At 71.0% G+C, this 24,004-nt stretch carries 23 protein-coding genes and 1 pseudogene; 9 read left to right on the forward strand and 15 right to left on the reverse strand.

Annotation, left to right across the window (positions count from 1 at the left end):
* Positions 1-234: 234 nt before the first annotated feature.
* Positions 235-876 (reverse strand): DNA-3-methyladenine glycosylase, encoded by a 642-nt coding sequence (locus tag AC27LF_RS24425; protein WP_479658651.1) that lies wholly within the window; start codon positions 874-876, stop codon positions 235-237.
* A gap of 136 nt (positions 877-1,012) precedes the next feature.
* On the opposite strand from AC27LF_RS24425, the gene AC27LF_RS24430 reads away from it, so the two are divergent.
* The 3 genes from AC27LF_RS24430 (at position 1,013) to AC27LF_RS24440 (ending at position 3,049) form a co-directional block, all read left to right on the forward strand.
* Complete coding sequence (locus AC27LF_RS24430) at positions 1,013-1,795, forward strand: sporulation protein (protein WP_404028991.1); 783 nt, start codon at positions 1,013-1,015, stop codon at positions 1,793-1,795.
* Positions 1,796-1,836: 41 nt separating this feature from the next.
* A complete protein-coding gene (locus AC27LF_RS24435; RefSeq protein ID WP_479658650.1) occupies positions 1,837-2,376 on the forward strand; it encodes a YbhB/YbcL family Raf kinase inhibitor-like protein in 540 nt (179 codons plus the stop codon).
* A gap of 166 nt (positions 2,377-2,542) precedes the next feature.
* Positions 2,543-3,049 (forward strand): HNH endonuclease, encoded by a 507-nt coding sequence (locus tag AC27LF_RS24440; protein WP_479658649.1) that lies wholly within the window; start codon positions 2,543-2,545, stop codon positions 3,047-3,049.
* Positions 3,050-3,219: 170 nt separating this feature from the next.
* Here the strand turns inward: AC27LF_RS24440 and AC27LF_RS24445 are convergent, their stop codons facing one another.
* The 3 genes and pseudogenes from AC27LF_RS24445 to AC27LF_RS24455 all read right to left on the reverse strand — a co-directional run.
* On the reverse strand, positions 3,220-4,182 hold the full coding sequence (locus tag AC27LF_RS24445; RefSeq protein WP_479658648.1) for an SPFH domain-containing protein: 963 nt from the start codon (positions 4,180-4,182) through the stop codon (positions 3,220-3,222).
* Positions 4,183-4,312: 130 nt separating this feature from the next.
* Entirely contained in the window at positions 4,313-4,744 is a 432-nt protein-coding gene (locus AC27LF_RS24450) for an NfeD family protein (protein WP_479658647.1), read from the reverse strand.
* A 316-nt stretch (positions 4,745-5,060) separates the two neighbouring features.
* Positions 5,061-5,714 (reverse strand): annotated as a pseudogene (locus tag AC27LF_RS24455) (ABC transporter ATP-binding protein); the annotation flags it as partial.
* A gap of 29 nt (positions 5,715-5,743) precedes the next feature.
* Here AC27LF_RS24455 and AC27LF_RS24460 point away from each other — a divergent pair.
* On the forward strand, positions 5,744-6,532 hold the full coding sequence (locus tag AC27LF_RS24460; protein WP_479658646.1) for a hypothetical protein: 789 nt from the start codon (positions 5,744-5,746) through the stop codon (positions 6,530-6,532).
* A gap of 97 nt (positions 6,533-6,629) precedes the next feature.
* Here the strand turns inward: AC27LF_RS24460 and AC27LF_RS24465 are convergent, their stop codons facing one another.
* The 4 genes from AC27LF_RS24465 to AC27LF_RS24480 all read right to left on the reverse strand — a co-directional run bounded on the left by AC27LF_RS24465 (position 6,630) and on the right by AC27LF_RS24480 (position 9,285).
* Complete coding sequence (locus AC27LF_RS24465; protein ID WP_479658645.1) at positions 6,630-6,869, reverse strand: chaplin; 240 nt, start codon at positions 6,867-6,869, stop codon at positions 6,630-6,632.
* Between the two features lie 184 nt (positions 6,870-7,053).
* Positions 7,054-7,299 (reverse strand): chaplin, encoded by a 246-nt coding sequence (locus AC27LF_RS24470; RefSeq protein ID WP_479658662.1) that lies wholly within the window; start codon positions 7,297-7,299, stop codon positions 7,054-7,056.
* Between the two features lie 173 nt (positions 7,300-7,472).
* Positions 7,473-8,114, reverse strand: a complete 642-nt coding sequence (locus AC27LF_RS24475) for a response regulator (RefSeq protein ID WP_479658644.1) — start codon at positions 8,112-8,114, stop codon at positions 7,473-7,475.
* The gene (locus AC27LF_RS24480) at positions 8,107-9,285 is read right to left on the reverse strand and encodes a GAF domain-containing sensor histidine kinase (protein WP_479658643.1); all 1,179 of its coding nucleotides are present in this window, start codon (positions 9,283-9,285) and stop codon (positions 8,107-8,109) included. The genes AC27LF_RS24475 and AC27LF_RS24480 overlap by 8 nt, the downstream gene beginning before the upstream one ends.
* Before the next feature lie 485 nt (positions 9,286-9,770).
* Here AC27LF_RS24480 and AC27LF_RS24485 point away from each other — a divergent pair, with 485 nt between their 5' ends.
* Positions 9,771-10,505 carry a transglycosylase SLT domain-containing protein gene (locus AC27LF_RS24485; RefSeq protein WP_479658642.1) on the forward strand — a complete coding sequence of 245 codons (735 nt, stop codon included), beginning with the start codon at positions 9,771-9,773 and terminating at the stop codon, positions 10,503-10,505.
* An 88-nt stretch (positions 10,506-10,593) separates the two neighbouring features.
* Here the strand turns inward: AC27LF_RS24485 and AC27LF_RS24490 are convergent, their stop codons facing one another.
* Positions 10,594-13,101: an ABC transporter ATP-binding protein/permease gene (locus tag AC27LF_RS24490; protein ID WP_479658641.1), complete on the reverse strand. Its 2,508-nt coding sequence runs from the start codon at positions 13,099-13,101 to the stop codon at positions 10,594-10,596.
* Positions 13,102-13,340: 239 nt separating this feature from the next.
* Between AC27LF_RS24490 and AC27LF_RS24495 the strand changes: the two genes are divergently transcribed.
* Entirely contained in the window at positions 13,341-15,380 is a 2,040-nt protein-coding gene (locus AC27LF_RS24495) for a streptophobe family protein (protein ID WP_479658640.1), read from the forward strand.
* Positions 15,381-15,848: 468 nt separating this feature from the next.
* Positions 15,849-17,057: a phosphoserine phosphatase SerB gene (serB, locus tag AC27LF_RS24500; protein ID WP_479658639.1), complete on the forward strand. Its 1,209-nt coding sequence runs from the start codon at positions 15,849-15,851 to the stop codon at positions 17,055-17,057.
* Positions 17,058-17,099: 42 nt separating this feature from the next.
* Here serB and AC27LF_RS24505 read toward each other — a convergent pair whose 3' ends face one another.
* From AC27LF_RS24505 to AC27LF_RS24520, 4 genes are all read right to left on the reverse strand, one after another.
* Entirely contained in the window at positions 17,100-17,618 is a 519-nt protein-coding gene (locus AC27LF_RS24505) for a SixA phosphatase family protein (RefSeq protein ID WP_479658638.1), read from the reverse strand.
* Positions 17,619-17,697: 79 nt separating this feature from the next.
* Positions 17,698-17,904, reverse strand: coding sequence for a hypothetical protein (locus AC27LF_RS24510; protein ID WP_479658637.1), 207 nt, complete (start codon positions 17,902-17,904; stop codon positions 17,698-17,700).
* 168 nt (positions 17,905-18,072) lie between these two features.
* The gene (locus AC27LF_RS24515) at positions 18,073-18,189 is read right to left on the reverse strand and encodes an SGM_5486 family transporter-associated protein (RefSeq protein WP_388717775.1); all 117 of its coding nucleotides are present in this window, start codon (positions 18,187-18,189) and stop codon (positions 18,073-18,075) included.
* A gap of 279 nt (positions 18,190-18,468) precedes the next feature.
* The gene (locus tag AC27LF_RS24520) at positions 18,469-19,821 is read right to left on the reverse strand and encodes a CynX/NimT family MFS transporter (RefSeq protein ID WP_479658636.1); all 1,353 of its coding nucleotides are present in this window, start codon (positions 19,819-19,821) and stop codon (positions 18,469-18,471) included.
* A gap of 70 nt (positions 19,822-19,891) precedes the next feature.
* Between AC27LF_RS24520 and AC27LF_RS24525 the strand changes: the two genes are divergently transcribed.
* A complete protein-coding gene (locus AC27LF_RS24525) occupies positions 19,892-20,584 on the forward strand; it encodes a FadR/GntR family transcriptional regulator (RefSeq protein WP_479658635.1) in 693 nt (230 codons plus the stop codon).
* Between the two features lie 129 nt (positions 20,585-20,713).
* On the opposite strand, the gene fabI is transcribed toward AC27LF_RS24525, so the two are convergent.
* Positions 20,714-21,481 carry an enoyl-ACP reductase FabI gene (gene fabI, locus AC27LF_RS24530; RefSeq protein WP_404029027.1) on the reverse strand — a complete coding sequence of 256 codons (768 nt, stop codon included), beginning with the start codon at positions 21,479-21,481 and terminating at the stop codon, positions 20,714-20,716.
* A gap of 5 nt (positions 21,482-21,486) precedes the next feature.
* Positions 21,487-22,191: a 3-oxoacyl-[acyl-carrier-protein] reductase gene (fabG, locus tag AC27LF_RS24535; RefSeq protein ID WP_479658634.1), complete on the reverse strand. Its 705-nt coding sequence runs from the start codon at positions 22,189-22,191 to the stop codon at positions 21,487-21,489.
* 239 nt (positions 22,192-22,430) lie between these two features.
* Between fabG and AC27LF_RS24540 the strand changes: the two genes are divergently transcribed.
* Entirely contained in the window at positions 22,431-23,954 is a 1,524-nt protein-coding gene (locus AC27LF_RS24540) for a TldD/PmbA family protein (protein WP_479658633.1), read from the forward strand.
* The last annotated feature ends 50 nt before the right edge of the window (positions 23,955-24,004 follow it).

Raw genomic sequence — 24,004 nt, forward strand, 5'->3', positions numbered from 1 at the left:
CCCTTTCGGATCTGATTCCCGGTCGGCGGGGCCTTTCGACATTCACTACGTTAGCTGATTCCCTCGTGGACTCATAATCGAGTTCGCGAGTTCCTGAATTCAGGCATGTAGACATGCCGAATAGGCCCTCGCTGAGGGGTGTCGCAGGTAGTGGGTTGGCCGCTTCCGGCTGCTGGCGAATGCCGTACCCGGTTCAAGCGGCTCGGGCTACATTACGCATCTTCCAAGGATGCGTCAACTTGAGCGGCGCCGGGGCACATGGGCCCGATAGGGGCTCACCGTCGGGTCGTTGGCGATCCAGTAGCGCCACGGGTGGACCCCGCCGTCGCCGGACACACCCGTGCGCGGACCGTTGCGTACCTGGTCGGCGGGGACGGGGGTGCCGGTGGCCACCCTCAGCGGGGTCTCGCCGGGGGCACAGGCGTCCGTGCCGTCGAGGGCCCGGCCCACGTTCAGGGCGGTGGCGAGCCGCGCCGGGCCTTTGGCCAGTTCCTTGTCGTTTCGGGCCGAGAGTCGACGTCTACGCGCCAGCTCGGCGCCCTCGATGATCTCCCCGGCGCGGAGCAGCACGGCGCTGGCCCGGCCCTCGGGGCCGCAGACGAGGTTCATGCAGTGCCACATGCCGTAGGTGAAGTAGACGTACACGTGTCCGGGCGGGCCGAACATCACCTCGTTGCGGGGGGTGCGGCCGCGATACGCGTGCGAGCCCGGGTCGTTCGGCCCGTCGTACGCCTCGACCTCCGTCAGGCGCACCACGATCGGGCCGTCCGGGGTCGTCCGTACCAGGATGCGGCCCAGCAGGTCGGGGGCGACCTCCAGTACGGGGCGGTCGAAGAAGCTCCTGGGGAGTGGCGCACGGTCCGGGGGCACGATCATGGCTCTGGAGCGTAGTCCAGTCGGGTGGGTGTCAAGAGAGGGTGGGTGCCGCTCCGGTTGCCGGGGTGTGCCACGGAACCGGCTGGGTCCGGATCGCGTTTGTAGGGATCAAGGGTCCGTACGTAAAGGGAGAGTCATGGCGTTCAAGAGGCTGCTCGCGAGTCTGGGGGCCGGCGGGGCTTCGGTGGAGACGGTGCTCACCGAGGAGAACGTGGTGCCGGGCGGCGTCGTCCAGGGTGAGGTGCGGATCCAGGGCGGATCCGTGAACCAGGAGATCCAGGGGCTGAACGTGGGCCTGCAGGCGCGGGTCGAGGTGGAGAGCGGTGAGGAGGAGTACAAGCAGAACATCGAGTTCACCAAGGTGCGGCTCGGCGGCGCGTTCGAGTTGCAGGCGGGGGCGGTGCACGCGGTGCCGTTCGGTCTTGAGATCCCCTGGGAGACGCCCGTCACGATGATCGACGGGCAGGCGCTGCGCGGCATGCACATCGGCGTGACGACCGAGCTGGAGATCGCCCGCGCCGTGGACTCCGGTGATCTGGACCCGATCAACGTGCACCCGCTGCCGGCGCAGAAGGCGATCCTGGACGCGTTCATCCAGCTGGGCTTCCGCTTCAAGAACGCGGACATGGAGCGCGGCCACATCCGCAACACGCGGCAGCGGCTGCCGTTCTACCAGGAGATCGAGTTCTATCCGCCGTCGCAGTACCACGGTCTGAACCAGGTCGAGTTGAGTTTCGTGGCCGACGAGCAGGCCATGGACGTCGTGCTCGAAATGGACAAGAAGGGCGGGCTGTTCAGCGAGGGCAGTGACACGTTCCGGTCCTTCCAGGTGGGGCTGCACGACTTCCACGGGACCGATTGGGCGGCGTACCTCAACCAGTGGCTGTCCGAGGTCGGCAGCAGGCGCAACTGGTTCTAGGCTCGGTTCCCTCTAGAGGAAACGGATCAGGAGGTACCGAGGTGACCGAGCCCAAGCGGCGGCCGCTGCCCCATGATTTCCACCCGCCCGTGCCGTCGTTCACGGTGACGAGTGAGGACATCGAGGAGGGCGCGACGCTCAAGGACGCTCAGGTCTACGCGGCCGGCAACGCCTCGCCGCATCTGCGGTGGGCGGGCTTCCCGCCGGAGACCAAGAGCTTCGCCGTCACGTGCTACGACCCGGACGCGCCTACGGGCAGTGGGTTTTGGCACTGGACCGTGTTCGATATCCCGGCCTCGGTGACCGAGCTGCCGGCCGGTGCGGGCAGCGGCGCGTTCGAGGGTCTGCCCGCGGGCGCGGTGCAGGTCCGCAACGACTACGGGACCAAGGACTTCGGCGGTGCCGCGCCGCCGCCCGGTGACGGCCCGCACCGTTATGTCTTCACGGTGTACGCGGTGGACCAGGAGAAGCTGGGTCCGGACGCCGACGCCTCCCCCGCCGTGGTCGGTTTCAATCTGCGCTTCCACGCGATCGCGCGCGCCCACCTCATCGGCGAGTACGAGAACCCCGCGGAGGGCTGATCCGGCGCACGGAATCAGCCGAGCGTTCATGGAACGTTTGCCCGCCCCCGGTCGTGGACGTGATCGGGGGCGGGCATTTTTTATTGCGTTGTCCATCTCGGCGCGCCCGTCCAGAGTTGATCCAAGCCCGCCGGGGGGTGGGCGGTGCGCACGGGAGGTGGGCTGGATGCGGGACACGCTGGTGCTGAACGCGAGCTTCGAGCCGCTGTCGACGGTGACGTTGAACCGAGCCGTCGTGCTGGTGCTCCAGGACAAGGCGGTCGTCGAGCAGGCCCACCCCGAACTGCGGATGCGGGGCGCCGATGTGGACATACCCGCGCCCCGGGTGATCAGGCTGTGCAGATATGTACGGGTGCCCTTCCGAAGACAGGCTCCGTGGTCGAGGCGGGGTGTGCTGGTGCGGGACCGGCACCGCTGCGCGTACTGCGGGCGGCGGGCGACGACCGTGGACCATGTGGTGCCGCGTTCGCGGGGCGGGCAGGACACCTGGCTGAACACGGTGGCTTCGTGCGCCGAGGACAACCATCGCAAGGCGGACCGGACTCCGCGGGAGGCTGGTATGGAGCTGTTGCGGGAGCCGTTCGAGCCTACGCCGGCCGATGCGATGTTGCTTGCGCTGGGGGCCGAGGGGTTTGAGGCTCTGCCGGACTGGTTGGCTCGGGATGCGGCCTGAGGTGGCCTCGCCGTAGTGGCTTGCGGGCGCATTGGCTGCGGGCCGCGTGTGGTTGCTCGCGCAGTTCCCCGCGCCCCTTCAGCTTCAGGGCTTGGGTCGACTGTCGTCTGGCGGTTGTGGGTAGTTGCTCGCGCCGTTCCCCGCGCCCCTTTCGGGGCGCGGGTTGGGGGTTAGTCGATTTGGGGTTTTTCGCGGCGTTCTGGGGTGGGGTTCTGCTGGGGCGGGACTGTGGTGCCGTTGTTGCCCGAACCGCCGCCCAGCGGGCCGAGGTTGCCCATCGCGCCGGACAGGCCCTTGAGGGCGTCGCCGATCTCACTGGGGACGATCCAGAGCTTGTTGGCGTCGCCTTCGGCGATCTTCGGGAGCATCTGGAGGTACTGGTACGACAGGAGCTTCTGGTCCGGGTCGCCGGCGTGGATCGCCTCGAAGACCGTGCGGACGGCCTGCGCCTCGCCCTCGGCGCGCAGCGCGGCGGCCTTGGCCTCACCCTCGGCGCGCAGGATCTGGGACTGCTTCTCGCCTTCGGCGGTGAGGATCGCGGCCTGGCGCGTGCCTTCCGCGGTGAGGATCGCGGCGCGCTTGTCACGGTCGGCGCGCATCTGCTTCTCCATCGAGTCCTGGATGGAGGTGGGCGGTTCGATGGCCTTCAGTTCCACGCGGTTGACGCGGATGCCCCACTTGCCGGTGGCCTCGTCGAGGACGCCGCGCAGGGCCGCGTTGATCTCCTCGCGGGAGGTCAGGGTGCGCTCCAGGTCCATGCCGCCGATGATGTTGCGCAGGGTGGTGACGGTGAGCTGTTCGATGGCCTGGATGTAGCTGGCGACCTCGTAGGTGGCGGCCCGGGCGTCGGTCACCTGGTAGTAGATGACGGTGTCGATGTTGACGACCAGGTTGTCCTGGGTGATCACCGGCTGCGGCGGGAAGGGGACGACCTGTTCACGCAGGTCGATGCGGTTGCGGATGGTGTCGATGAACGGGACGACGATGTTGAGGCCCGCGTTCAGTGTCCGCGTGTAGCGGCCGAAGCGCTCGACGATGGCCGCGCTGGCCTGTGGGATGACTTGGATCGTCTTGATCAGGGCGATGAAGACCAACACCACCAGAATGATCAGGACGATGATGATCGGCCCCATCGTAGTTCCCCGTACCCTTCTCTGCCTCGGCGCTTTCGGAAGATCCTATGTTGTCGAAGATCTTGCTGGTCGAGTCTGGCAGACCGTCGGACAACTCGTGGTCCGTTCGGCCCAGTTGAGTCTCGCGAGGTCAGATGACGATCGCGGTGGCCCCCTCGATGTCCACGACGTCCACTTCCTGACCCGCTTCGTAGGCCCGGCCGGTGTCGAGGGCGCGCGCCGACCAGACCTCTCCGGCGAGCTTGATCCGGCCGCCCGAGGCGTCGACGCGCTCCAGCACGACGGCCTGCTTGCCCTTCAACGCGTCGACGCCGGTGGCGAGTTCGGGCCGCTGTCTGCCGTGCCGGTTGGCGATGGGCCGTACGACGGCGACGAGGGCGATCGAGACGATCACGAAGGCGAGCACCTGGACCACCACGTCGAAGCCGAGTCCTGCGAGCACGGCCGCGGCGATGGCGCCCACCGCGAACATGCCGAACTCCGGCATCGCGGTGATGACGAGCGGGATACCGAGCGCCGCCGCGCCGATCAGCCACCACACCCATGCGTCGATGTTGTCCACGTGGTCATGGTAGGGCCGCGGGTCCGCGTCGGACAGGGCGCAAAGGCAGTCAGGACAGCGGCAGGCCCTGGGCGGTCCAGCGGTCGCCGACCTGCTCGACGACGAGCGGGAGGCCGAAGCACAGCGAGAGGTTGCGGGAGGTGAGTTCGAGCTCCAGCGGGCCGGCGGCCATGACCTTGCCCTGACGGATCATGAGGACGTGGGTGAAGCCGGGGGCGATCTCCTCGACATGGTGGGTGACCATGATCATGGAGGGGGCGATCGGGTCGCGGGCGAGGCGGCCGAGGCGGCGGACCAGGTCCTCGCGGCCGCCGAGGTCGAGTCCTGCGGCGGGCTCGTCGAGGAGGAGGAGTTCGGGGTCGGTCATCAGGGCGCGGGCGATCAGGGTGCGCTTGCGTTCGCCCTCGGAGAGCGTGCCGAACTTCCGGTCGAGGTATTCGCTCATGCCGAGGCGGTCCAGGAAGGCGCGGGCGCGCTGCTCGTCGACCTCCTCGTAGTCCTCCTGCCAGTGGGCGGTCATGCCGTAGGCCGCGGTGAGCACGGTCTCCAGGACGGTCTGGCGCTTGGGAAGCTTCTCGGTCATGGCGATGCCGGCCACACCGATGCGCGGGCGCAGTTCGAAGACGTCCGTGCCGGGCCTGCCCAGGGTCTCGCCGAGGATGGTGGCGGTGCCCTTGCTGGGGAAGAGGTAGCTGGAGGCGACGTTGAGCAGGGTGGTCTTGCCGGCGCCGTTGGGGCCGAGGATGACCCAGCGCTCGCCCTCCTTGACCGACCAGGAGACCTGGTCCACCAGGGCCCGGCCCTCGCGGACCACCGATACGTCCTGAAGTTCCAGAACATCGCTCATGAGCGCGTTGTCTCCCCTTGCATTGTGGCCGGTCTCGGCGCAGTCGCGGTCACCAGTGGCTCGGTCCGCCGCGCCGGTGGGCGCAGCCCCTACGAAATCTACGCCACCGGTGCCGCGGTCCATTCCATCGGTCCGGTCCTTAGGGTGGGGGCATGCTTTCGGAACCACGTTCAGGACGCCTTGCCGCTTGGGGAAATGCCCTTTTGGTCGGACTTGTCTCTCCGGATGACGCCGTGCTCGCCATCGTGGGCGAGGACGCGATGCACCGGCTGGAGGGGCTGCCGGGCGAGCCGGCGCCGGTCGGTCTCACGCTCGGTCTCGGTCGGCTGCGGGCGCTCGGGGTGACGGGGCTGCGGGTGGCGCTGCCGCAGCCCGGGCATCCTCTGGGGCTGAGCGGGCCGCCCGAGTTCAACGCGCGGGCGCTGGAGGCCGAGGAGGCGGTGGTCTGTCACGGCGCCGCGTACGGGTTGGTGCCCGAGGTGGACGAGGCGGGCCCGGACGGCGATGTGCACGTCGAGGTGGTCTGGCGCTGTCTGCCGGTGCGGGAGGCGCCGCCCGCCGACGTGCCGTCGCTGGGCGAGGCGGAGCGGGAACTGGCGGAGGCGCTGCGGGAGGCGACGGAGATGCTGTCGCGGCTGGACCTCGCGGGGTCGGGCCCGGTCGCCGAGGCCGCGATCGACGCCTACCGGGCACGGGCCGAACGGGGGCGGGAGGTGCTGGCGCCGGGGTATCCGCCGCGGGCGGTACGGGTGCTGGAGCTGGCGCAGCGGGTGGGCCTGTTGGTCTCGCTGGCGTACGAGAACGGGCACGGCGGGGCGGTGAGCGCATCGGAGATGGCGGCGCGGGGTGCCGCGCTGCGTCCGGTGGAGCGTACGGCCCGGCGGGCGCAGGTCGCGGCGTACAACTCCGTGGTGGAGGAGCGGGAGCGCGGGGTGCGGTGAGCGGTGCCTTGGGGGTGTGGGGTGTCGGAGCGGGCGTATCCGGGGGCTGGAGCCCCCAGAACCCCGCTCCGGCCGCGGCCTACCGAAAGGGCTGGGCTCAGTCGTTGGCGCTCTGGTTGCCGAACGCCGGGTTCAGCAGGCCGACCACGTTGACGCTGAGGCCGGTGGCGTTGACGGGGACGTGGACCGGCACCTGGACCACGTTGCCGGAGCCGACGCCCGGGGACTGCTGGGCCGCGCCCGACGCTCCCGAGTCGGCGAAGGCCGCGCCGGCCGAAGCGCCCGCGGCGATACCGGCGACGGTCATGGCTACGGCGGCCTTCTTGGCAATGTTCATTGGAAACGTTCCTCCTGCGTGTGCGTATCCGACCCGGCGTGGGTCGCACGCTGATCAACGTCGGTCGGGTCCGGGCGGTACGGAGCCGCGCGGCCGACAGCCCGATCGGACGATTGAAACGACAAACGGACCGGCCTCCCGGGGTCCGGGAGGCCGGTGCTCGCTGTCGGCGCGCGGCGCGGCGTCAGCGGTTGAGGCCGAGGTTGCCGAAGGCGGGGTTCAGCAGACCGATGACGTTCACGCTGTTGCCGACCGCGTTCACCGGGATGTGCACCGGGGCCTGGATGACGTTCCCGGAGACGACGCCCGGGGAGTGCTCGGCCTTGCCGCCGGCCGACGAGCCGTCGGTGGCGGAGGCCATCCCGGCGCCGGCGGCCACCAGGCCACCGGCCACCATCGTCACGGCCGCTGCCTTCTTCAGGTTCTTCACTTCTAAGCCCTCCTTGGCGATCACCGCGGCAAGTCGCCGCGGCACGCACTGGAGAACGCGGGCGGTGCACGGAGGGTGCGCCATCCGGGTGACGTTCCCACGACGGTATGAATCTCGGTCCGGAGCGGAACCGTCCGTGGCGATGCCGGGTGTGGGGCCTCCCGGTGGGCGTTTCAGCCGGTCACGCCGTGCCGGACGGCCCACAGCGCGGCCTGGGTGCGGTCCGCGAGGTCCAGTTTCATCAGGATGTTCGAGACATGCGTCTTGACCGTCTTCTCGGACAGCACGAGGGCGCGGGCGATCTCCCGGTTGGAGCGGCCGTCGGCTATCAGGCCAAGCACCTCGCGTTCCCGCTCGGTGAGCGAACCTCCGCGGCCCTGACCGGAGTTGACCTCCTCCTGAGAGAGCAGCGCGCCGGCCACCTCGGGCTGGAGCAGGACGTGTCCGGCGTGCACGGAGCGGATGGCACCGGCGAGCGCGTCGGGGTCCACGTCCTTGTAGACGTATCCGGCGGCGCCCGCGCGCAGGGCCGGGACGACCGTGCGCTGCTCGGTGAAGCTGGTGACGATCAGGGTCCGCGCGGGGTTGCCGAGTTCCCGGAGTCTGCGCAGCGCGTCGACGCCGTCCATGCCGGGCATCCTGATGTCCATCAAAACGACGTCGGGACGCAGTTCCTCGGCGCGGTCGACCCCTTCGGCGCCGTCGGCCGCCTCGCCGACGACCTCGATGTCGTCCTGCACCTCAAGGAAGGTGCGCAGTCCCCGGCGGACGACCTGGTGGTCGTCGACGAGCAGGACTCTGATCGCGTCAGCCACCAGGAACCTCCATCTCGATCGTGGTGCCCTTGCCGGGCGCCGATTCCACCGTCAGCGTGCCGCCGACGCCGCTCGCCCGGTCGCGCATGGAGACCAGGCCGAGATGGCGTCCGGCCCGGTGCACGGAGCGCGGGTCGAAGCCGCCGCCGTCGTCGGTGACCCGCAGCACGGCCCCATGGCCGCGCCGGTTCACGGTCACGTCGACATGGGCGGCCCCGGAGTGCCGCAGGGCGTTGTGCAGGGCCTCCTGGGCGACGCGCAGCAGGGCCTCCTCCTGGGCGGCCGGCAGGGCGCGGAAGCCGGTGCTCGCGAAGGTCACGCGCGCGGTGTGGGCGCGGTCGAGGACCTGTGTCTGGGTGCGCAGGGTGGCGATCAGGCCGTCCTCGTCGAGCGCCGCGGGGCGCAGCTCGACCACGGCGGCGCGCAGTTCGTCGGCCGCCTCCGCGGCCAGCGCGGCGACCTGCTGCAGCTCGCACTTGGCGCGGGCCGGGTCGCGGTCCACGAGGCGGGCCGCCGCCTGGGCGGTCAGGCGCAGCGAGAAGAGTTTCTGGCTGACCGCGTCGTGCAGTTCGTGGGCGAGGCGGGAGCGTTCCTCGGCGATGGTCAGTTCGCGGCTGCGTTCGTAGAGCCGGGCGTTGGTCAGTGCGATCGCGGCGTGCTGGGCGAGGATGGCGAGCAGTTCCTCGTCCTCCTCGGTGAAGCCGCAACCCGAAGGGGCACCGGCCCGCCCCCGGGCGGGCCGGTGCCCCTTCGGGTTGCGGCGCTTGTTGGCGAGGAACAGCGCGCCGATGACCTCGTCGCCGTCGCGGATCGGCAGGCCGAGGAAGTCGGACAGCTCGGGGTGGGCGGTGGGCCAGCCCTCGAAGCGCGGGTCTTTGCGGACGTCGGCGAGGCGTACGGGGGCGGCCTCGTGCAGCATCGCGGCCAGGATGCCGTGCTGGCGCGGGAGCGGGCCGATGGCCTTCCACTGGGCGTCGCTGACGCCGGCGACCACGAACTGGGCGAATCCGCCGTGGTCGTCCGGGACGCCCAGGGCGGCGTAGTGGGCGTCGAGCAGGTCGCGGGCGGAGGCGACGATCGTCTTGAGGACGTCGCGCACCTCCAGGTGTCTGCTCATGGCCAGCAGCGCGGAGCTGACCGCGGCGAGGCCGGACCGGGGGCCGTGACTCATGTCCTCACGGTACCGGCGGGGTGCGACAGCGCGGATCGGGCCGTCGACGGCCGCGGCTGGGCCGCTGGCCCTAGGCCCACCGCCGTAGGCCACGGCCCGGGACGGACTGCGGGCCGAGGGACCCCTCTTGGCTCGTCCGCCCGGCGGAGAAGGCTCACGCAGAGCATTGCTCCAGCAACCCTTGGTGAGTGTGACAGCGGATTCATGTGACGCCGCACATAGGGCGCAGCTCACGTACGAAGGCATATAGGAGATAAATAGGACCGCCACTAGCGGGAAAGACGTTCCAGTCTGTCCCGATTTGCCCCTCACGGTTCCACTATCACAAATCGTACGTCACATCTTTGCCATGGGTTTTTGCGGCAGCTAAGAATGGCTGCCGTCGCTCAACGCCGCGGGTTCCGTCCGCGGCGTCCGTGCGGAGAGGACCGATCCCCCCGCAGAACGGACGCGACCTCCGCGCTATTCGAAGAGGTCCATCTGCCATGCCCCAGAACATCAACATCCGAGATCTCGGTCGGACGCTGACCAAGCAGCACAAGATCGCGATCACCGGTGTCGGTGCCCTCGGTGCCGCCGCTGTCGCCTTCTCCGCAGTCCCCAGCAGCGCGGAGACGGTCACCTCCGCACCCTCCGTACCCGCCGCCCAGGTGGCCTACAGCACCCACCCGATCCAGGACGTCAAGGGCGCCGTCACCGACCAGCTCGCCGTCCAGGACGTCAAGCTGGAGGCCATCGCGGCGCAGAAGAAGGCCGCGGCCGAGACCGCGAGGAAGCAGGCCGAGACCGCGGCCAAGAACGCGGCGGTCAAGAAGGCCGCCCAGGAGCGCGCCGCGCAGCGGACCGCGAGCCGGTCCGCGCAGCGCCCCGAGGTCCAGCCGGTCGCCGTGAAGACCTACGCGAACAACCTGGACGGCTGGATCCGTGAGTCCCTGGACATCATGAAGGCGAAGGGCATCCCGGGCAGCTACTACGGGCTGCACCGCAACATCATGCGGGAGTCCTCCGGCAACCCGAACGCCATCAACAACTGGGACGTCAACGCCGTCAACGGCATCCCGTCCAAGGGGCTGCTCCAGGTCATCCCGCCGACGTTCAAGGCGTACCACGTCCCGGGCACGTCCTGGAACATCTACGACCCGGTCGCCAACATCACCGCGGCGGCCAACTACGCGGCCCACCGGTACGGCTCGATCGACAACGTGAACAGCGCGTACTGAGGTAGGCGCGGGCCTCAGTCGTGAACGCCGAAGGGCGGCACCCGGTGACCGGGTGCCGCCCTTGGCCCGTCTTGACGGCCGAACACGCCTACTTGCGCATGACCTCCGGCTCGTGGCGGCGCAGGAAGCGGGCCACGAAGAAGCCGCAGACCACGCCGAGGGCGATCAGCGCGGCCATGTCCATGCCCCAGGCGCCGACGGTGTGGTCCCACAGCGGGTCGGTGTCCCCGGCCGACTCCGGGGGGCTGATCCTGTTGAAGTCCAGCGTGGTGCCCGCGGCGGCGACGGCCCAGCGCGACGGCATCAGATACGAGAACTCGTTGACGCCGATCGAGCCGTGCAGCGTGAACAGGCAGCCCGTGAACACCACCTGGATGATCGCGAACATCACCAGCAGCGGCATGGTCTTCTCGGCCGTCTTCACCAGCGAGGAGATGATCAGGCCGAACATCATCGAGGTGAAGCCCAGCGCCATGATCGGCAGCGACAGCTCGACCAGCGTGGCGCCGCCGAGGACCAGGCCCTCCTCGGGGATCTCCCGGCTCGCGAAGCCGATCACGCCGACCAGCAGGCCCTGCAGCACGGTGATCATGCCGAGCACGAACACCTTGGACATCAGATACGCCGAGCGCGACAGGCCGGTGGCGCGCTCCCGCTCATAGATGACCCGTTCCTTGATCAGCTCGCGGACGGAGTTCGCGGCGCCCGCGAAACAGGCGCCGACCGCGAGGATCAGCAGGACCGTGGTCGCGGTGCCGTTGGGGACGATCTGGCCGTTGGCGCGCGGCGGATTGGGCAGCAGGCCCTTGTCCGCGTCGATGAGCAGGCTCACCGCGCCCAGCACGGCCGGCAGGATCACCATCAGGGCGAGGAAGCCCCGGTCGGAGACGATCACCGAGATGTAGCGGCGCACCAGCGTGCCGAACTGCGACAGCCAGCCCTGCGGCTTCGGCGGCTTCATCGCCTGCATCGGCGGCACCTGTACGGACTGCGGCGCGACCGCGTCGATGTCCGCGGCGTACATCTGGTAGTGCTGCGAGCCCTTCCAGCGGCCGGCCCAGTCGTAGTCGCGGTAGTTCTCGAAGGCGGAGAAGACATCGGCCCAGGTGTCGTAGCCGAAGAAGTTCAGCGCCTCCTCGGGCGGACCGAAGTAGGCGACCGCGCCGCCCGGGGCCATCACCAGGAGCTTGTCGCACAGGGCCAGTTCGGCGACGGAGTGGGTGACGACGAGGACCGTGCGGCCGTCGTCGGCGAGGCCGCGCAGCAGTTGCATCACATCGCGGTCCATGCCCGGGTCGAGGCCGGAGGTCGGCTCGTCGAGGAATATGAGCGAGGGCTTGGTGAGCAGTTCGAGTGCCACCGAGACCCGCTTGCGCTGGCCGCCGGAGAGGGAGGTGACCTTCTTCTCCTTGTGGATGTCCAGCTTCAGCTCGCGCAGCACCTCGTCGATGCGGGCCTCGCGCTCGGCGGCCGTGGTGTCGGCCGGGAAGCGCAGCTTGGCCGCGTACTTGAGGGCCTTCTTGACAGTCAGTTCCTTGTGCAGGATGTCGTCCTGCGGGACCAGTCCGATGCGCTGGCGCAGCTCCGCGAACTGCTTGTACAGGTCGCGGTTGTCGTACAGGACCTCGCCCTGGTCGGCGGGCCGGTAGCCGGTGAGCGCCTTGAGCAGGGTCGACTTGCCCGAGCCGGACGGGCCGATGACCGCGATCAGGGACTTCTCGGGGACGCCGAAGGAGACGTCCTTGAGGATCTGCTTGCCCCCGTCGACCGTGACCGTCAGATGGCGGGCCGAGAAGGAGACCTCACCGGTGTCGACGAACTCTTCCAGGCGGTCGCCGACGATACGGAAGGTGGAGTGGCCGACACCGACGATGTCGTTCGGGCCGAGCAGTGCCGAGCCGCCCTTGGCGATCGGCTGGCCGTTGACGTAGGTGCCGTTGTGCGAGCCGAGATCGCGGATCTCCATGCGGCCGTCGGGCGTCGCGTGGAACTCGGCGTGGTTGCGGGAGACCTGGAGGTCGGAGACGACCAGGTCGTTCTCCAGGGCACGGCCGATGCGCATCACGCGGCCGAGCGCGAACTGGTGGAACGTGGTGGGACTGCGGTCGCCGTAGACCGGCGGCGCCCCCGCGCCACCACCGGGGCCCTGCTGCTGCGGGATCGACGGCTGCTGGGCCGCCTGCCGCGGCTGCTGCCAGTCCTGCTGCGGCTGCTGCCAGTCCTGCTGCGGCGGCTGCTGGGCCCAGCCGGTCGCCGCGCCCTGGGCCGCGTACGGCTGTTGCTGCGGCTGCGCGGCCACGGCCGCGGCACCGGACAGGTTCACCAGCGGACCGTCGGTGGCGTTGCCCAGGTGCACGGCCGTACCGGGAGCGATCTCCACCTGGTGGATCCGCTGGCCCTGCACGAAGGTGCCGTTGGTGCTGCCGTGGTCCTCCATGACCCAACTGCGGCCGTTGAAGCTGATCGTGGCGTGCCGCCAGGAGACCCTGGCGTCGTCGAACACGATGTCTCCCTGCGGATCGCGTCCCAGGGTGTAGTGCCTGGACGGGTCGAGCGTCCAGGTCCGTCCATTTGATTCCAGTACGAGTTCCGGCACTCCATGCCCCACTGAGTTGTCCCCCGAATTTCCCCCGTCGCAGGGAGTCTAGGGATGTCGAACATCGTGGGGAACTATTCCAGGCCCGCCCCTGTGACCGAAAGTCGGGCCTTGTCACGAGCGCGTACCAGCGCTGGGACATCGTCTCGTTGACGGGGATGAAACCGGCGCGGACAGTGGTAATCCCCCGCGAGGGGGGCATGCGGCCGACGGCCGCGCCGCGGATCGGGGGGTCTGCCATGAGCGCTGCCACGCACACCGGGACCGAGCGGCACGGCGGGCGACTGCCGTGGGGAGACGTCCTGCTGTCCGCGATCACCGCCGTGAGCTGGGCGTTGATCGGGATGGCGGGGACGGCCGCGCTCGGACTGCATCTGCTGCGCGCCGACTCGGCCGGCTCACTGGGGCCGATGACGGCGGCGGTTGTGGCGCTCGGGGCGGGTGGTTCCCTCTCGCCGTCCGGAGATCTGTCCGCTTTCGGACTGAAAGGCGCTCAGGCGCATACGGCCGTCGAGATCACGCCACTCGGCGTGAGCCTCGTGGGCGCCCTGCTGCTGTCGTGGTTCTTCCTGCGGTCCCTGCGCACGGCCACCGTTGTGATCGCCCCGTCCGAACTCCTCGCGCGCGCGGCGGCAGTGGTCGCGCTGTTCGTGGCGATGCTGGGCGGGCTCGCCTGGGCCGGGCACGACGTCGTCACGATCGACGGCGGTGCGCTCGGGCACGACCGGCTGCCCCGCGGCAGCGGCGGCGGTCCCGGCGTCCCCGGGCTCGGTGACCTCGGGGACGTCGGCGGGCTGCTGCCCGACCGGATCGGGGACCTGATCGACGCGAAGGCGGCGGTCGGCTTCAGTGTGGACACCGCGCCCACGCTGCTCGGCGGGCTCGGCTGGTCCGCGGGCGTGCTGCTGATCGCGCTGCTCGCCTCGCGCCGTACTCCCCTGCCGCGCGGCCTCGACGCCGTGCACCGGGTGGTCCGGCCGGCGGTCTCGTCCCTCGTCGGCGTGCTGGCCGTGGCCGTCCTCGCGGGGCTTGCGGCGGCGGCGTACGCGGCGATCGGCGACGCTCACCCCCGGCGCGTCGTGGGCGCGGCCCTGCTCGGCGCGCCCAACGGGGTGTGGCTGGGCGTCTCCCTCGGCCTGTTCGTGCCCTTCGACGGCAGGGCCACCGGTGCGCTGACCGCCCTGCTGCCCGACCCACTGGACCGGCTCCTCACCGGTCGGCCCGACCGTCCCGTGACGCTGGGACGACTGGCCGAACTGGACGGCAGGGTCTGGCTGCTCGGGGTGGCGGCGGCCCTCATGCTGCTCCTGGCGGGCCTGCTGACCGCGGCACGAACTCCGCCGGGTGCGCGCGAGAGGCGGGGTACGGCGGGTTCTGGAGCGGGGGGTTCTGGAGCGGGAGGCTTCGGGACGGCGGGCCCCGGGACGGCGGGCTTCGAGGCACCGGGCTGCAGGGCAGTGGACTCCGAGAGCCCGGGCTCTGGGACGGCAGGCTCCGGGGCCGCGGGCTCCGGGACGGTGAGTTCAAGGGCGGGAGGCTTCGGGACGGCGGGTCCCGGGGCGGCGGGTTCAAGAACGGTGGACTCCGGGGCGGGGGGCTTCGGGGTGGTGGGTGGAGAGGGGCTGCTGGGCGCGGGAGGTGTCGGTCCGCGCGGATCGGGGGTCCTCGGGTTCGCGGGGCGCTGTGCGCTGCGGCTGGGGGCCGTGACCGCGCTGGCGCTGCCGCTGCTCGCCTGGCTGGCCGACGTCTCCGTGGACGCCTCGCTGTCCGTGCTGGGCCTCGACGCGCTGGGCGCCGGGGTCGAACTGCACGGGCAGCTCGGTACGGCGCTGCTCCTCGGGGCCGCCTGGGGCGCCGGGGCGGGAGCCGTGGGCGCGGTGCTCGCCTGGGTGTCCGGCACCGCGGGCCGGCAGGCGGCACCGTTGGCCCTGGGCCGGCCGGCGGGCGGTACCGGCCGACCGACCGACACCGGCGGCAGCGGGCCGTACCTGCCTCGGGTGCCGTACCGACCGCCCAACCCCGCGACGAACCCCTACCTCCGGCTGCCGGACGAACTGCGGGACGCCGGGGGCTCCGGGCCGCGCGATGCCGAGCGGCCGCGACCGCCGGCCGGCCCGCCGCCGCCCGGCGATGTGTACGACGCCACCACCGTGGCCCGCCCACTGGCCCCGCCACCGCGGCCCCGGCACCGCCCCGAACCCCACATCACGGACCACCCCGCCGACGGTCCGCCACCCCCACCCACGGCGCCGCCAGGACGGCCGGGCGGAGGGCATTGAGCCATGCCGCACGGCGACGGACGGTCACGGGAAGAGGTCTCTCGAACACAACAGCCGGCCACCCCATCACGGCCACCACCCGCACTGCCACCGCGACCAGCTGGCAGGCACCGGACGTGCCGCACGGCAACGGACGGTCACGGAAAGAGGCGGCGTGGGGGCGGCACGCGGTGACGGGTTCGGTGGTGTCGGGCGGGGGCGCCGTACGGGCCGGCGAGGTGGCATACGGCGGGAGGGCGCGGACGCGCGGGCGTGTCCGGCGGCGCGGCGGGGCAAGCGGACGTGTCCCGCGGCGGCGCGGACGGACCGTACGACGGCGCTGGTCAGCCGCCCGGGCCTGGCCGCCGGATGCCACGGTCGTGGCTCTGCCGCAAGGCGTCGGACACCGACCCGACATCTATTGTTCTGTGTCCGCCAGGCGGACCTCGGCGGCATGGGGCACGGGGTGCCGGATACGGTGGATGCACCATGAGCGCTTCGCAGACTTCCGAGGTCCCCACCCTCCTCGTCAAGATCTTCGGCAAGGACAGGCCGGGCATCACGGCCGGCCTCTTCGACACCCTTGCCTCCTTCTCCGTCGACGTGGTCGACATCGAACAGGTCGTCACCCGCGGTCGGCTGGTGCTCTGCGCGCTCGTGACCCAGCCCACCGCCGGTCTTGAGGGTGATCTGCGGGCCACGGTGCACAGCTGGGCCGGCTCGATGAAGATGCAGGCGGAGATCATCTCCGGGCACGGCGACAACCGTCCACGCGGCCTCGGCCGCTCCCTGGTGACCGTCCTCGGCCATCCGCTCACCGCCGAGTCGACGGCCGCCGTCGCCGCCCGGATCGCGAAGGTCGGTGGCAACATCGACCGGATCTTCCGTCTCGCCAAGTACCCAGTGACCGCGGTCGAGTTCGCGGTGTCCGGCGTGGAGACCGAGCCGCTGCGCACCTCCCTGGTGGCCGACGCGGCGGCGCTCGGCGTCGACATAGCCGTCGTCGCCGCGGGCCTGCACCGGCGGGCGCAGCGGCTGGTCGTCATGGACGTCGACTCGACCCTCATCCAGGACGAGGTGATCGAACTCTTCGCCGCGCACGCGGGCTGCGAGGAGCAGGTCGCCGAGGTGACCGCGGCCGCCATGCGCGGGGAACTGGACTTCGAGCAGTCGCTGCACGCGCGCGTGGCGCTGCTCGCGGGGCTGGACGCCTCGGTCGTGCACAAGGTGCGCGGTGAGGTGCGGCTGACGCCGGGCGCGCGTACGTTGATCCGCACGCTGAAACGACTCGGCTACCAAGTCGGCGTGGTCTCCGGCGGGTTCACCCAGGTCACCGACGACCTCAAGGAGCGGCTCGGGCTGGACTTCGCCCACGCCAACACCCTGGAGATCGTCGACGGGAAGCTGACGGGCCGGGTCATAGGGGACGTCGTCGACCGCGCGGGCAAGGCACGGCTGCTGCGCCGGTTCGCCGCCGAGGCCGGTGTCCCGCTCTCCCAGACGGTGGCGATCGGCGACGGCGCCAACGACCTGGACATGCTGAACGCGGCCGGTCTCGGCGTCGCCTTCAACGCCAAGCCGGTGGTCCGCGAGGCCGCGCACACCGCGGTGAACGTGCCCTTCCTGGACACGGTGCTGTATCTGCTGGGCATCACCCGCGAAGAGGTCGAGGCGGCGGACGCCCACGACGAGGGCTGAGCCGCCGGGACGCCCCCCCCTGCCGACCGGGTCGTACTGCGGTCAGTCGGACGGCGCCCAGTAGTCCGCGAGCGCCGCGGCGCCGGGCTCCAGGCCCTTCCACGAGCCGTCGAAGGTCAGCACGGCGAAGGCGGCGGCGGGGAAGCCACGGCGTTTCATCCGCTCGCCCGCGTCGCCGTCGGCGGAACCGGAAAGGATCTCGGCCAGGCCGTGCACGCCCGGGTTGTGGCCGACCAGGACCAGGTTCCGCGCGTCGTCGGGCACCTCGTTGAGGACGGCGATGATCTCGCCGGGCGATGCCTCGTAGAGCCGCTCCTCGTAGATGGTCTTCGGCCGGTGCGGCAGCTCCTGCACGGCGAGCTTCCAGGTCTCGCGGGTCCGCACCGCGGTGGAGCACAGGGCCAGGTCGAAGGAGATACCGCTGTCGGCCAGTCTGCGGCCGGCCACTGCCGCGTCCATGCGGCCCCGCTCGGCGAGCGGCCGCTCGTGGTCGGTCACCTGAGGCCAGTCGGCTTTCGCATGCCGGAAGAGGACGATCCTGCGGGGTTCTGCGACGCTCATGAGATCCAGCTTCGCATGAAACAGGCCATGGGGCGCAGGGAGTTGACACCCGACCGGGCCGCCTAGGCCGGCGCCGGGGTCAGCGGGTCAGCAGGTGCTGGGCGCGTTCGAGGAACTGGGCGATGGCCGGCTGGCCCGTGGCCGCCTGGGCGTCCGAGGGGTTGAGGAGCAGCACCAGCAGGGAGACGAAGGCGAGCACGGGCAGGGCAAGCGCCCACCAGGGCAGCCGGATGTCGACGCCGCCCGTGGTCGCCGGGTGGGGCCGGGTGTGCGTACGGGCCGACATGATCGCCTCCGCTGGTCTCCGAGTGGTCGGTGACCGCCTTTCGCGGTCACATCTCGAAGGTAGGCAACCCGCGGGCGCCGCCCCATCCGGTGATCCACCCAGTTCACCCTGACACTCACCCCCTAGGGGATGGTGGGGCTGGCCCCACCATCGGCCGCGGTGGTGGGGTCAGGGGGAGGCGAGGGTCGCGATGATGGCGATGAGTACGAAGATGGCGAAGAACGAGCCGAAGACGATCAGCATCTTCTTCTGGCCGTTCTGGGGGTTCGGATCGAGCACGGGCATGCGCCCCAGTCTCGCACCCCACCCCCACACCCGACCCGCCGCCCCCAGCGAATCCACCCCGACGGCTCGCACCCCGACTCACCGGCCCAGGGGCCGACGCGGCACGGGCGGGGCCGGCCCTGACCGTCGGCGGGGCGGGGCTCCAGGCGGGGACGCGGTCGGTGGGTCCCCGAGGCGCGGCGGCGGCCCCGGGGGCTCTGGCCATTTCGGGCGGGCCGTCGGGGCCCCTGGCCGATTCGCGGGTCGCCAGGGGCCCTGGCCGGTTCGGCGGGCCGCAGGTCAGCGGGTGGCTTCGTCTTCGATGGTGCGGGGGCGGCCTGCCAGTATGCCCACCGCCATCTGCGGGACCATGAGGCCGGCCATGAGGGCGATGGGCAGGCCCCAGCCGCCGCTGTGCTGGTAGAGCACCCCGACCAGCAGCGGCCCGGGGATGGAGATCAGATAGCCGGTGCTCTGCGCGAACGCGGAGAGCTGGGCGACACCCGCGCCGGTCCTGGCCCGCATGCCGACCATGGTGAGGGCCAGCGGGAAGGCGCAGTTGGCGATGCCGATCAGCAGCGCCCACGCCCAGGCGCCGCCGGCCGGGGCCAGGTACAGGCCCGCGTAGCCGGCCAGGCCGCAGGTGCCGAGCGCCACCACGATCGGCCCCTGGTGGGGCAGCCGGGTGGCCAGGCGCGGGATCACGAAGGCCAGCGGTACGCCCATGACCATGGTGACGGCGAGCAGCAGCCCCGCCGTGCCCGCGGCGACGCCCGCGTCGCGGAAGATCTGTGCCATCCAGCCCATGGTGATGTAGGCGGCGGTGGCCTGGAGCCCGAAGAAGACGGCGAGGGCCCAGGCCGTACGGCTGCGGGTGATCCGCAGCGGCGGCGCGGCGGGTCGCTGGTCGGCCGCGGGCGTGGCCGCCGGCGCGGGGGCGCTGCGCCGGTCCCGGACCAGTGGCAGCCACGGCAGGATCGCCGCCGCGGCGAGCACGGCCCACACGCCGAGGCCGGTGCGCCAGCTGCCGCCGAGCGCGTCGGTCATGGGCACGGTGACCGCGGCGGCCAGCGAGGTGCCGAGGGCGAGGGCCATCGAGTACAGGCCGGTCATGGAGCCCACCCGGTCCGGGAACCAGCGCTTGACGATGACCGGCATGAGGACGTTGCTGACCGCGATGCCCATGAGCGCGAGGGCGCTGGCGGCCAGGAATCCGGCGGTGCCCCCGACGTAGGGGCGGAGGACCAGGCCCGCGGTGATCGCGGCCATGCCGGCGCACACCACCGCGCCGGGCCCGAAGCGGCGGGCGAGCCGCGGTGCCGTGACACCGAAGACGGCGAAGCAGAGCGGGGGTACGGAGGTGAGCAGCCCGGCCACGCTGCCGCTCATGCCGAGGCCGTCGCGGACCTCTTCCAGCAGGGCGCCGAGGCTGGTGATGGCGGGGCGGAGATTCAGCGCGGCGAGCACGATGCCGACGACGACCAGACGCGTCGTCCACGCGCGCGTGCCGCCCGCCTCGGCGGTCGCGGTGCCGTGCGTCCGGCCGGCCGCGTCGTGGTCGGCTTCGGCGGTGGCGGCGGTGGGCGGCGCGTTCGTGGATCGCGTCGCCGTGTCTGTCGTGTGGGTTTCCTCGCTTGCCATGAGAGACATCATAGAATCATGGGATGATTAGTGGTCCATTCCCGGGTCGTCGGCACCCGGCCCTCCCGTGCGAAGGTGTGCCATGCCTCTGAGCCACCCCCGCCGCTCGGCGCTGTCCGAGCAGGTCATCGCGGAGCTGCGGAATCAGATCGCGACCGGCGAGTGGCCGGTCGGCTCCCGCATCCCGACCGAGCCGGAGCTGGTCGAGCAGCTCGGCGTCGCCCGCAACACGGTCCGTGAGGCCGTGCGCGCGCTCGCCCACAACGGCCTGCTGGACATCCGCCAGGGCTCCGGGACCTATGTCGTGGCGACCAGCGAGCTGGCGGGCGTGATGCAGCGGCGCTTCGCCGACGCCGACCCGCGGCACATCGCCGAACTGCGCTCCACGCTGGAGTCGGCCGCGGCGACGCTCGCGGCACGGCGGCGCACCGAGAAGGACCTCAAGCAGCTGGACGCCCTGCTCGTGCGGCGCGAGGAGGCTTGGGAGTCGGGCGACGCGGAGGCCTTCGTGGCCGCGGACGCCACCTTCCATCTGGCGGTGGTGGCCGCCTCCCACAACGACGTCATGACCGCCATGTCCGCCGACCTGGGCGAGGTGCTGCGGGACTGGCTGCGCGCCGACGTGGGCGCCGATCTGACGCCCGAGACGCACATGGACCACTCACGCCTGGTCGACGCGATCCGCACGGGTGACGCGGAGACGGCCGGGCGGGAGGCGGCGAGCTATCCGTTCCTGTGCCGCCCGGGCCGGCTCGGTCCGCCTTCTGACGCCTGATCCACACCGAGCCGACGTCCTTCCGGCAGCGCCCCGTCAGCCGGCCGGTGGGCCGAGCGGGTGGGGCTGGGCGGGCCGAGGCCCCCACCGTGGGGTGGGGGCCTCGGTGTTCGGACGGGTGTGGGGCGGTCAGGCGCCGATGGCGTGCAGGCCGCCGTCCACGTGGATGATCTCGCCGGTGGTCTTCGGGAACCAGTCGCTCAGCAGGGCGACGATGCCGCGGCCGGCCGGCTCGGGGTCCTTCAGGTCCCACTCCAGCGGGGAACGGGAGTCCCAGACCGACGCCAGTTCGCTGAAGCCCGGGATGGACTTGGCGGCCATGGAGCCGAGCGGGCCCGCGGAGACGAGGTTGCAGCGGATGTTCTGCTTGCCGAGGTCGCGCGCCATGTAGCGGCTGGTCGCCTCCAGGGCGGCCTTGGCCGGGCCCATCCAGTCGTACTGCGGCCAGGCGTACTGGGCGTCGAAGGTGAGGCCGACCACCGAGCCGCCGTTCTGCATCAGCGGCAGGCAGGCCACGGTCAGCGACTTCAGCGAGTACGCCGAGACGTGCATGGCGGTGGCCACGGACTCGAACGGCGTGTTGAGGAAGTTGCCGCCGAGCGCGTCCTGCGGCGCGAAGCCGATGGAGTGCACGACGCCGTCGAGGCCGCCCAGCTCCTCGCCGACGATGTCGGCCAGCCGGGCCAGGTGCTCGTCGTTGGTGACGTCCAGCTCGATGACCTTGGTGGGCTTCGGCAGCTTCTTGGCGACACGCTCGGTCAGGGTGGGCCGCGGGAACGCGGTCAGGATGATCTCGGCGCCCTGCTCCTGTGCCAGCTTGGCCGCGTGGAAGGCGATGGAGGACTCCGTGAGCACACCGGTGATCAGGATGCGCTTGCCGTCGAGAATTCCGCTCATGGTGATCAGTGACCCATTCCCAGTCCGCCGTCAACGGGAATGACGGCTCCAGTGATGTACGAGGCGTCGTCCGAGGCGAGGAACCGGACCGCCGCGGCGATCTCCTCCACCTGCGCGTAACGCCCGAGCGGTACCTGCGCGACGATGTCCGCGCGCTGCTCCTCGGTGAGCGCCCGCGTCATGTCGGTGTCCACGAAGCCGGGCGCGACGACGTTGAAGGTGATGTTGCGCGAGCCCAGCTCACGGGCGAGGGAGCGCGCGAAGCCGACGAGCCCGGCCTTGGAGGCGGCGTAGTTCGCCTGCCCCGCCGAGCCCAGCAGTCCGACCACCGACGAGATCAGCACGACCCGGCCCTTCCGGGCGCGCAGCATGGCCCGGTTGGCGCGCTTGACCACCCGGAACGTACCGGTCAGGTTGGTGTCGAGGACGGAGGTGAAGTCCTCCTCGGACATGCGCATCAGGAGCTGGTCCCGGGTGACGCCGGCGTTGGCGATCAGCACCTCGACCGGGCCGTGCTCGGCCTCGATCTCCTTGTAGGCCTGCTCCACCTGCTCGGGGTCGGTGATGTCACACTTGACGGCCAGGAAACCGGACGGCGGCTCGCCCGAGCGGTACGTGATCGCGACCTTGTCGCCGGCGTCGGCGAAAGCGCGGGCGATGGCGAGGCCGATGCCCCGGTTGCCTCCGGTGACGAGAACCGAGCGGCTCAACGGATCACCCTTTCGATAGCGGTCTGACACATCCGCCCGAACACCTGGATGACAGGCGGCTTCATCGAAAACCTATCGGTAGCGGAACGCCTGCGGGCATTCGGGCACCGACAGTGGCGCACGCGGGTCACTGTCGGATCCCTACAGAAAGGGCCGGCGTCACGCGGAAACGTGTGGTCCGCGGGCCCGGTCGCGCGACATCATCGGAGCCGACAGGCCACGACAGCAGGGAGACCTCGGTGCCTCATTCCATCGACGAAGCCTTCACGGCGCTTCCGCTACGGGCCCTCGCCGACGCCGCGCTGGCACGCGCGCGTGCGTTGGGGGCCGAGCACGCGGACTTCCGGTTCGAACGGGTGCGCAGCGCGTCCTGGCGGCTGCGCGACGCCAAGCCGGCCGGGTCGTCCGACACCACCGACCTCGGGTACGCGGTACGGGTCGTGCACGGCGGCACGTGGGGCTTCGCTTCGGGGGTCGACCTGACCCTGGACGCCGCCGCCAAGGTCGCCTCACAGGCCGTGGCGATGGCGAAGCTGTCCGCCGAGGTGATCAGGGCCGCCGGGTCGGAGGAACTGGTGAAGCTGGCCGACGAGCCGGTGCACGCCGACCGGACGTGGATCTCGTCGTACGAGATCGATCCGTTCTCGGTGCCCGACGAGGAGAAGTCGGCGCTGCTGGCCGACTGGAGCGCTCGGCTGCTCGCGGCGGACGGCGTCAACCACGTGGACGCCTCGCTGCTCACCGTGCACGAGAACAAGTTCTACGCGGACACCGCCGGGACCGTGACCACGCAGCAGCGGGTGCGGCTGCATCCGCAGCTGACCGCGGTGTCGGTCGACGAGTCCAGCGGTGAGTTCGACTCGATGCGCACCCTCGCCCCGCCGGTGGGCCGCGGCTGGGAGTATCTGACCGGCACCGGCTGGGACTGGGACGGCGAGCTGGCCCGCATCCCCGAACTGCTCGCCGAGAAGATGCGCGCGCCGAGCGTCGAGCCGGGCCCGTACGACCTAGTCGTCGACCCGTCCAACCTGTGGCTGACCATCCACGAGTCCATCGGCCATGCCACCGAGCTGGACCGTGCCCTCGGCTACGAGGCCGCCTACGCGGGCACCTCCTTCGCCACCTTCGACCAGCTGGGCAAGCTCAGGTACGGCTCCGAGCTGATGAACGTCACCGGTGACCGCACCGCCGAGCACGGCCTGGCCACCATCGGGTACGACGACGAGGGCGTCGCGGCCCAGTCCTGGGACCTGGTCAAGGACGGCACCCTGGTCGGCTATCAGCTGGACCGGCGGATCGCGAGGCTGACCGGCTTCGACCGGTCCAACGGGTGCGCGTACGCCGACTCGCCCGGACATGTGCCCGTGCAGCGCATGGCCAACGTGTCGCTCCAGCCGGACCCGGCGGGGCTGTCCACGGAGGATCTGATCGGCGGCGTCGACCGCGGGATCTATGTCGTCGGCGACCGGTCCTGGTCCATCGACATGCAGCGCTACAACTTCCAGTTCACCGGGCAGCGCTTCTTCCGGATCGAGAACGGGCGGATCACCGGTCAGCTGCGGGACGTCGCCTACCAGGCCACGACCACCGACTTCTGGGGTTCCATGGCGGCCGTCGGCGGCCCGCAGACCTATGTCCTGGGCGGCGCCTTCAACTGCGGCAAGGCCCAGCCGGGCCAGGTGGCAGCGGTGTCCCACGGCTGCCCCTCCGCCCTCTTCAAGGGCGTCAACATCCTCAACACGACCCAGGAGGCCGGTCGATGAACGGCGGATTCGGAACCGGCCGGGGGCCCGGGGGTCGCCCCCCGGGAAAG

The organism is Streptomyces diversicolor, assembly GCF_057537855.1.

Excerpts from the sequence above, each read along its gene's own strand:
- AC27LF_RS24425 (WP_479658651.1), bottom strand. The coding sequence starts at position 876 with ATGATCGTGCCCCCGGACCGTGCGCCACTCCCCAGGAGCTTCTTCGAC.
- AC27LF_RS24430 (WP_404028991.1), top strand. The coding sequence starts at position 1,013 with ATGGCGTTCAAGAGGCTGCTCGCGAGTCTGGGGGCCGGCGGGGCTTCG.
- AC27LF_RS24440 (WP_479658649.1), top strand. The coding sequence starts at position 2,543 with ATGCGGGACACGCTGGTGCTGAACGCGAGCTTCGAGCCGCTGTCGACG.
- AC27LF_RS24445 (WP_479658648.1), bottom strand. The coding sequence starts at position 4,182 with ATGGGGCCGATCATCATCGTCCTGATCATTCTGGTGGTGTTGGTCTTC.
- AC27LF_RS24460 (WP_479658646.1), top strand. The coding sequence starts at position 5,744 with ATGCTTTCGGAACCACGTTCAGGACGCCTTGCCGCTTGGGGAAATGCC.
- AC27LF_RS24465 (WP_479658645.1), bottom strand. The coding sequence starts at position 6,869 with ATGAACATTGCCAAGAAGGCCGCCGTAGCCATGACCGTCGCCGGTATC.
- AC27LF_RS24480 (WP_479658643.1), bottom strand. The coding sequence starts at position 9,285 with ATGAGTCACGGCCCCCGGTCCGGCCTCGCCGCGGTCAGCTCCGCGCTG.
- AC27LF_RS24485 (WP_479658642.1), top strand. The coding sequence starts at position 9,771 with ATGCCCCAGAACATCAACATCCGAGATCTCGGTCGGACGCTGACCAAG.
- AC27LF_RS24495 (WP_479658640.1), top strand. The coding sequence starts at position 13,341 with ATGAGCGCTGCCACGCACACCGGGACCGAGCGGCACGGCGGGCGACTG.
- serB (WP_479658639.1), top strand. The coding sequence starts at position 15,849 with ATGAGCGCTTCGCAGACTTCCGAGGTCCCCACCCTCCTCGTCAAGATC.
- AC27LF_RS24505 (WP_479658638.1), bottom strand. The coding sequence starts at position 17,618 with ATGAGCGTCGCAGAACCCCGCAGGATCGTCCTCTTCCGGCATGCGAAA.
- AC27LF_RS24510 (WP_479658637.1), bottom strand. The coding sequence starts at position 17,904 with ATGTCGGCCCGTACGCACACCCGGCCCCACCCGGCGACCACGGGCGGC.
- AC27LF_RS24515 (WP_388717775.1), bottom strand. The coding sequence starts at position 18,189 with ATGCCCGTGCTCGATCCGAACCCCCAGAACGGCCAGAAGAAGATGCTG.
- AC27LF_RS24520 (WP_479658636.1), bottom strand. The coding sequence starts at position 19,821 with ATGATGTCTCTCATGGCAAGCGAGGAAACCCACACGACAGACACGGCG.
- AC27LF_RS24525 (WP_479658635.1), top strand. The coding sequence starts at position 19,892 with ATGCCTCTGAGCCACCCCCGCCGCTCGGCGCTGTCCGAGCAGGTCATC.
- fabI (WP_404029027.1), bottom strand. The coding sequence starts at position 21,481 with ATGAGCGGAATTCTCGACGGCAAGCGCATCCTGATCACCGGTGTGCTC.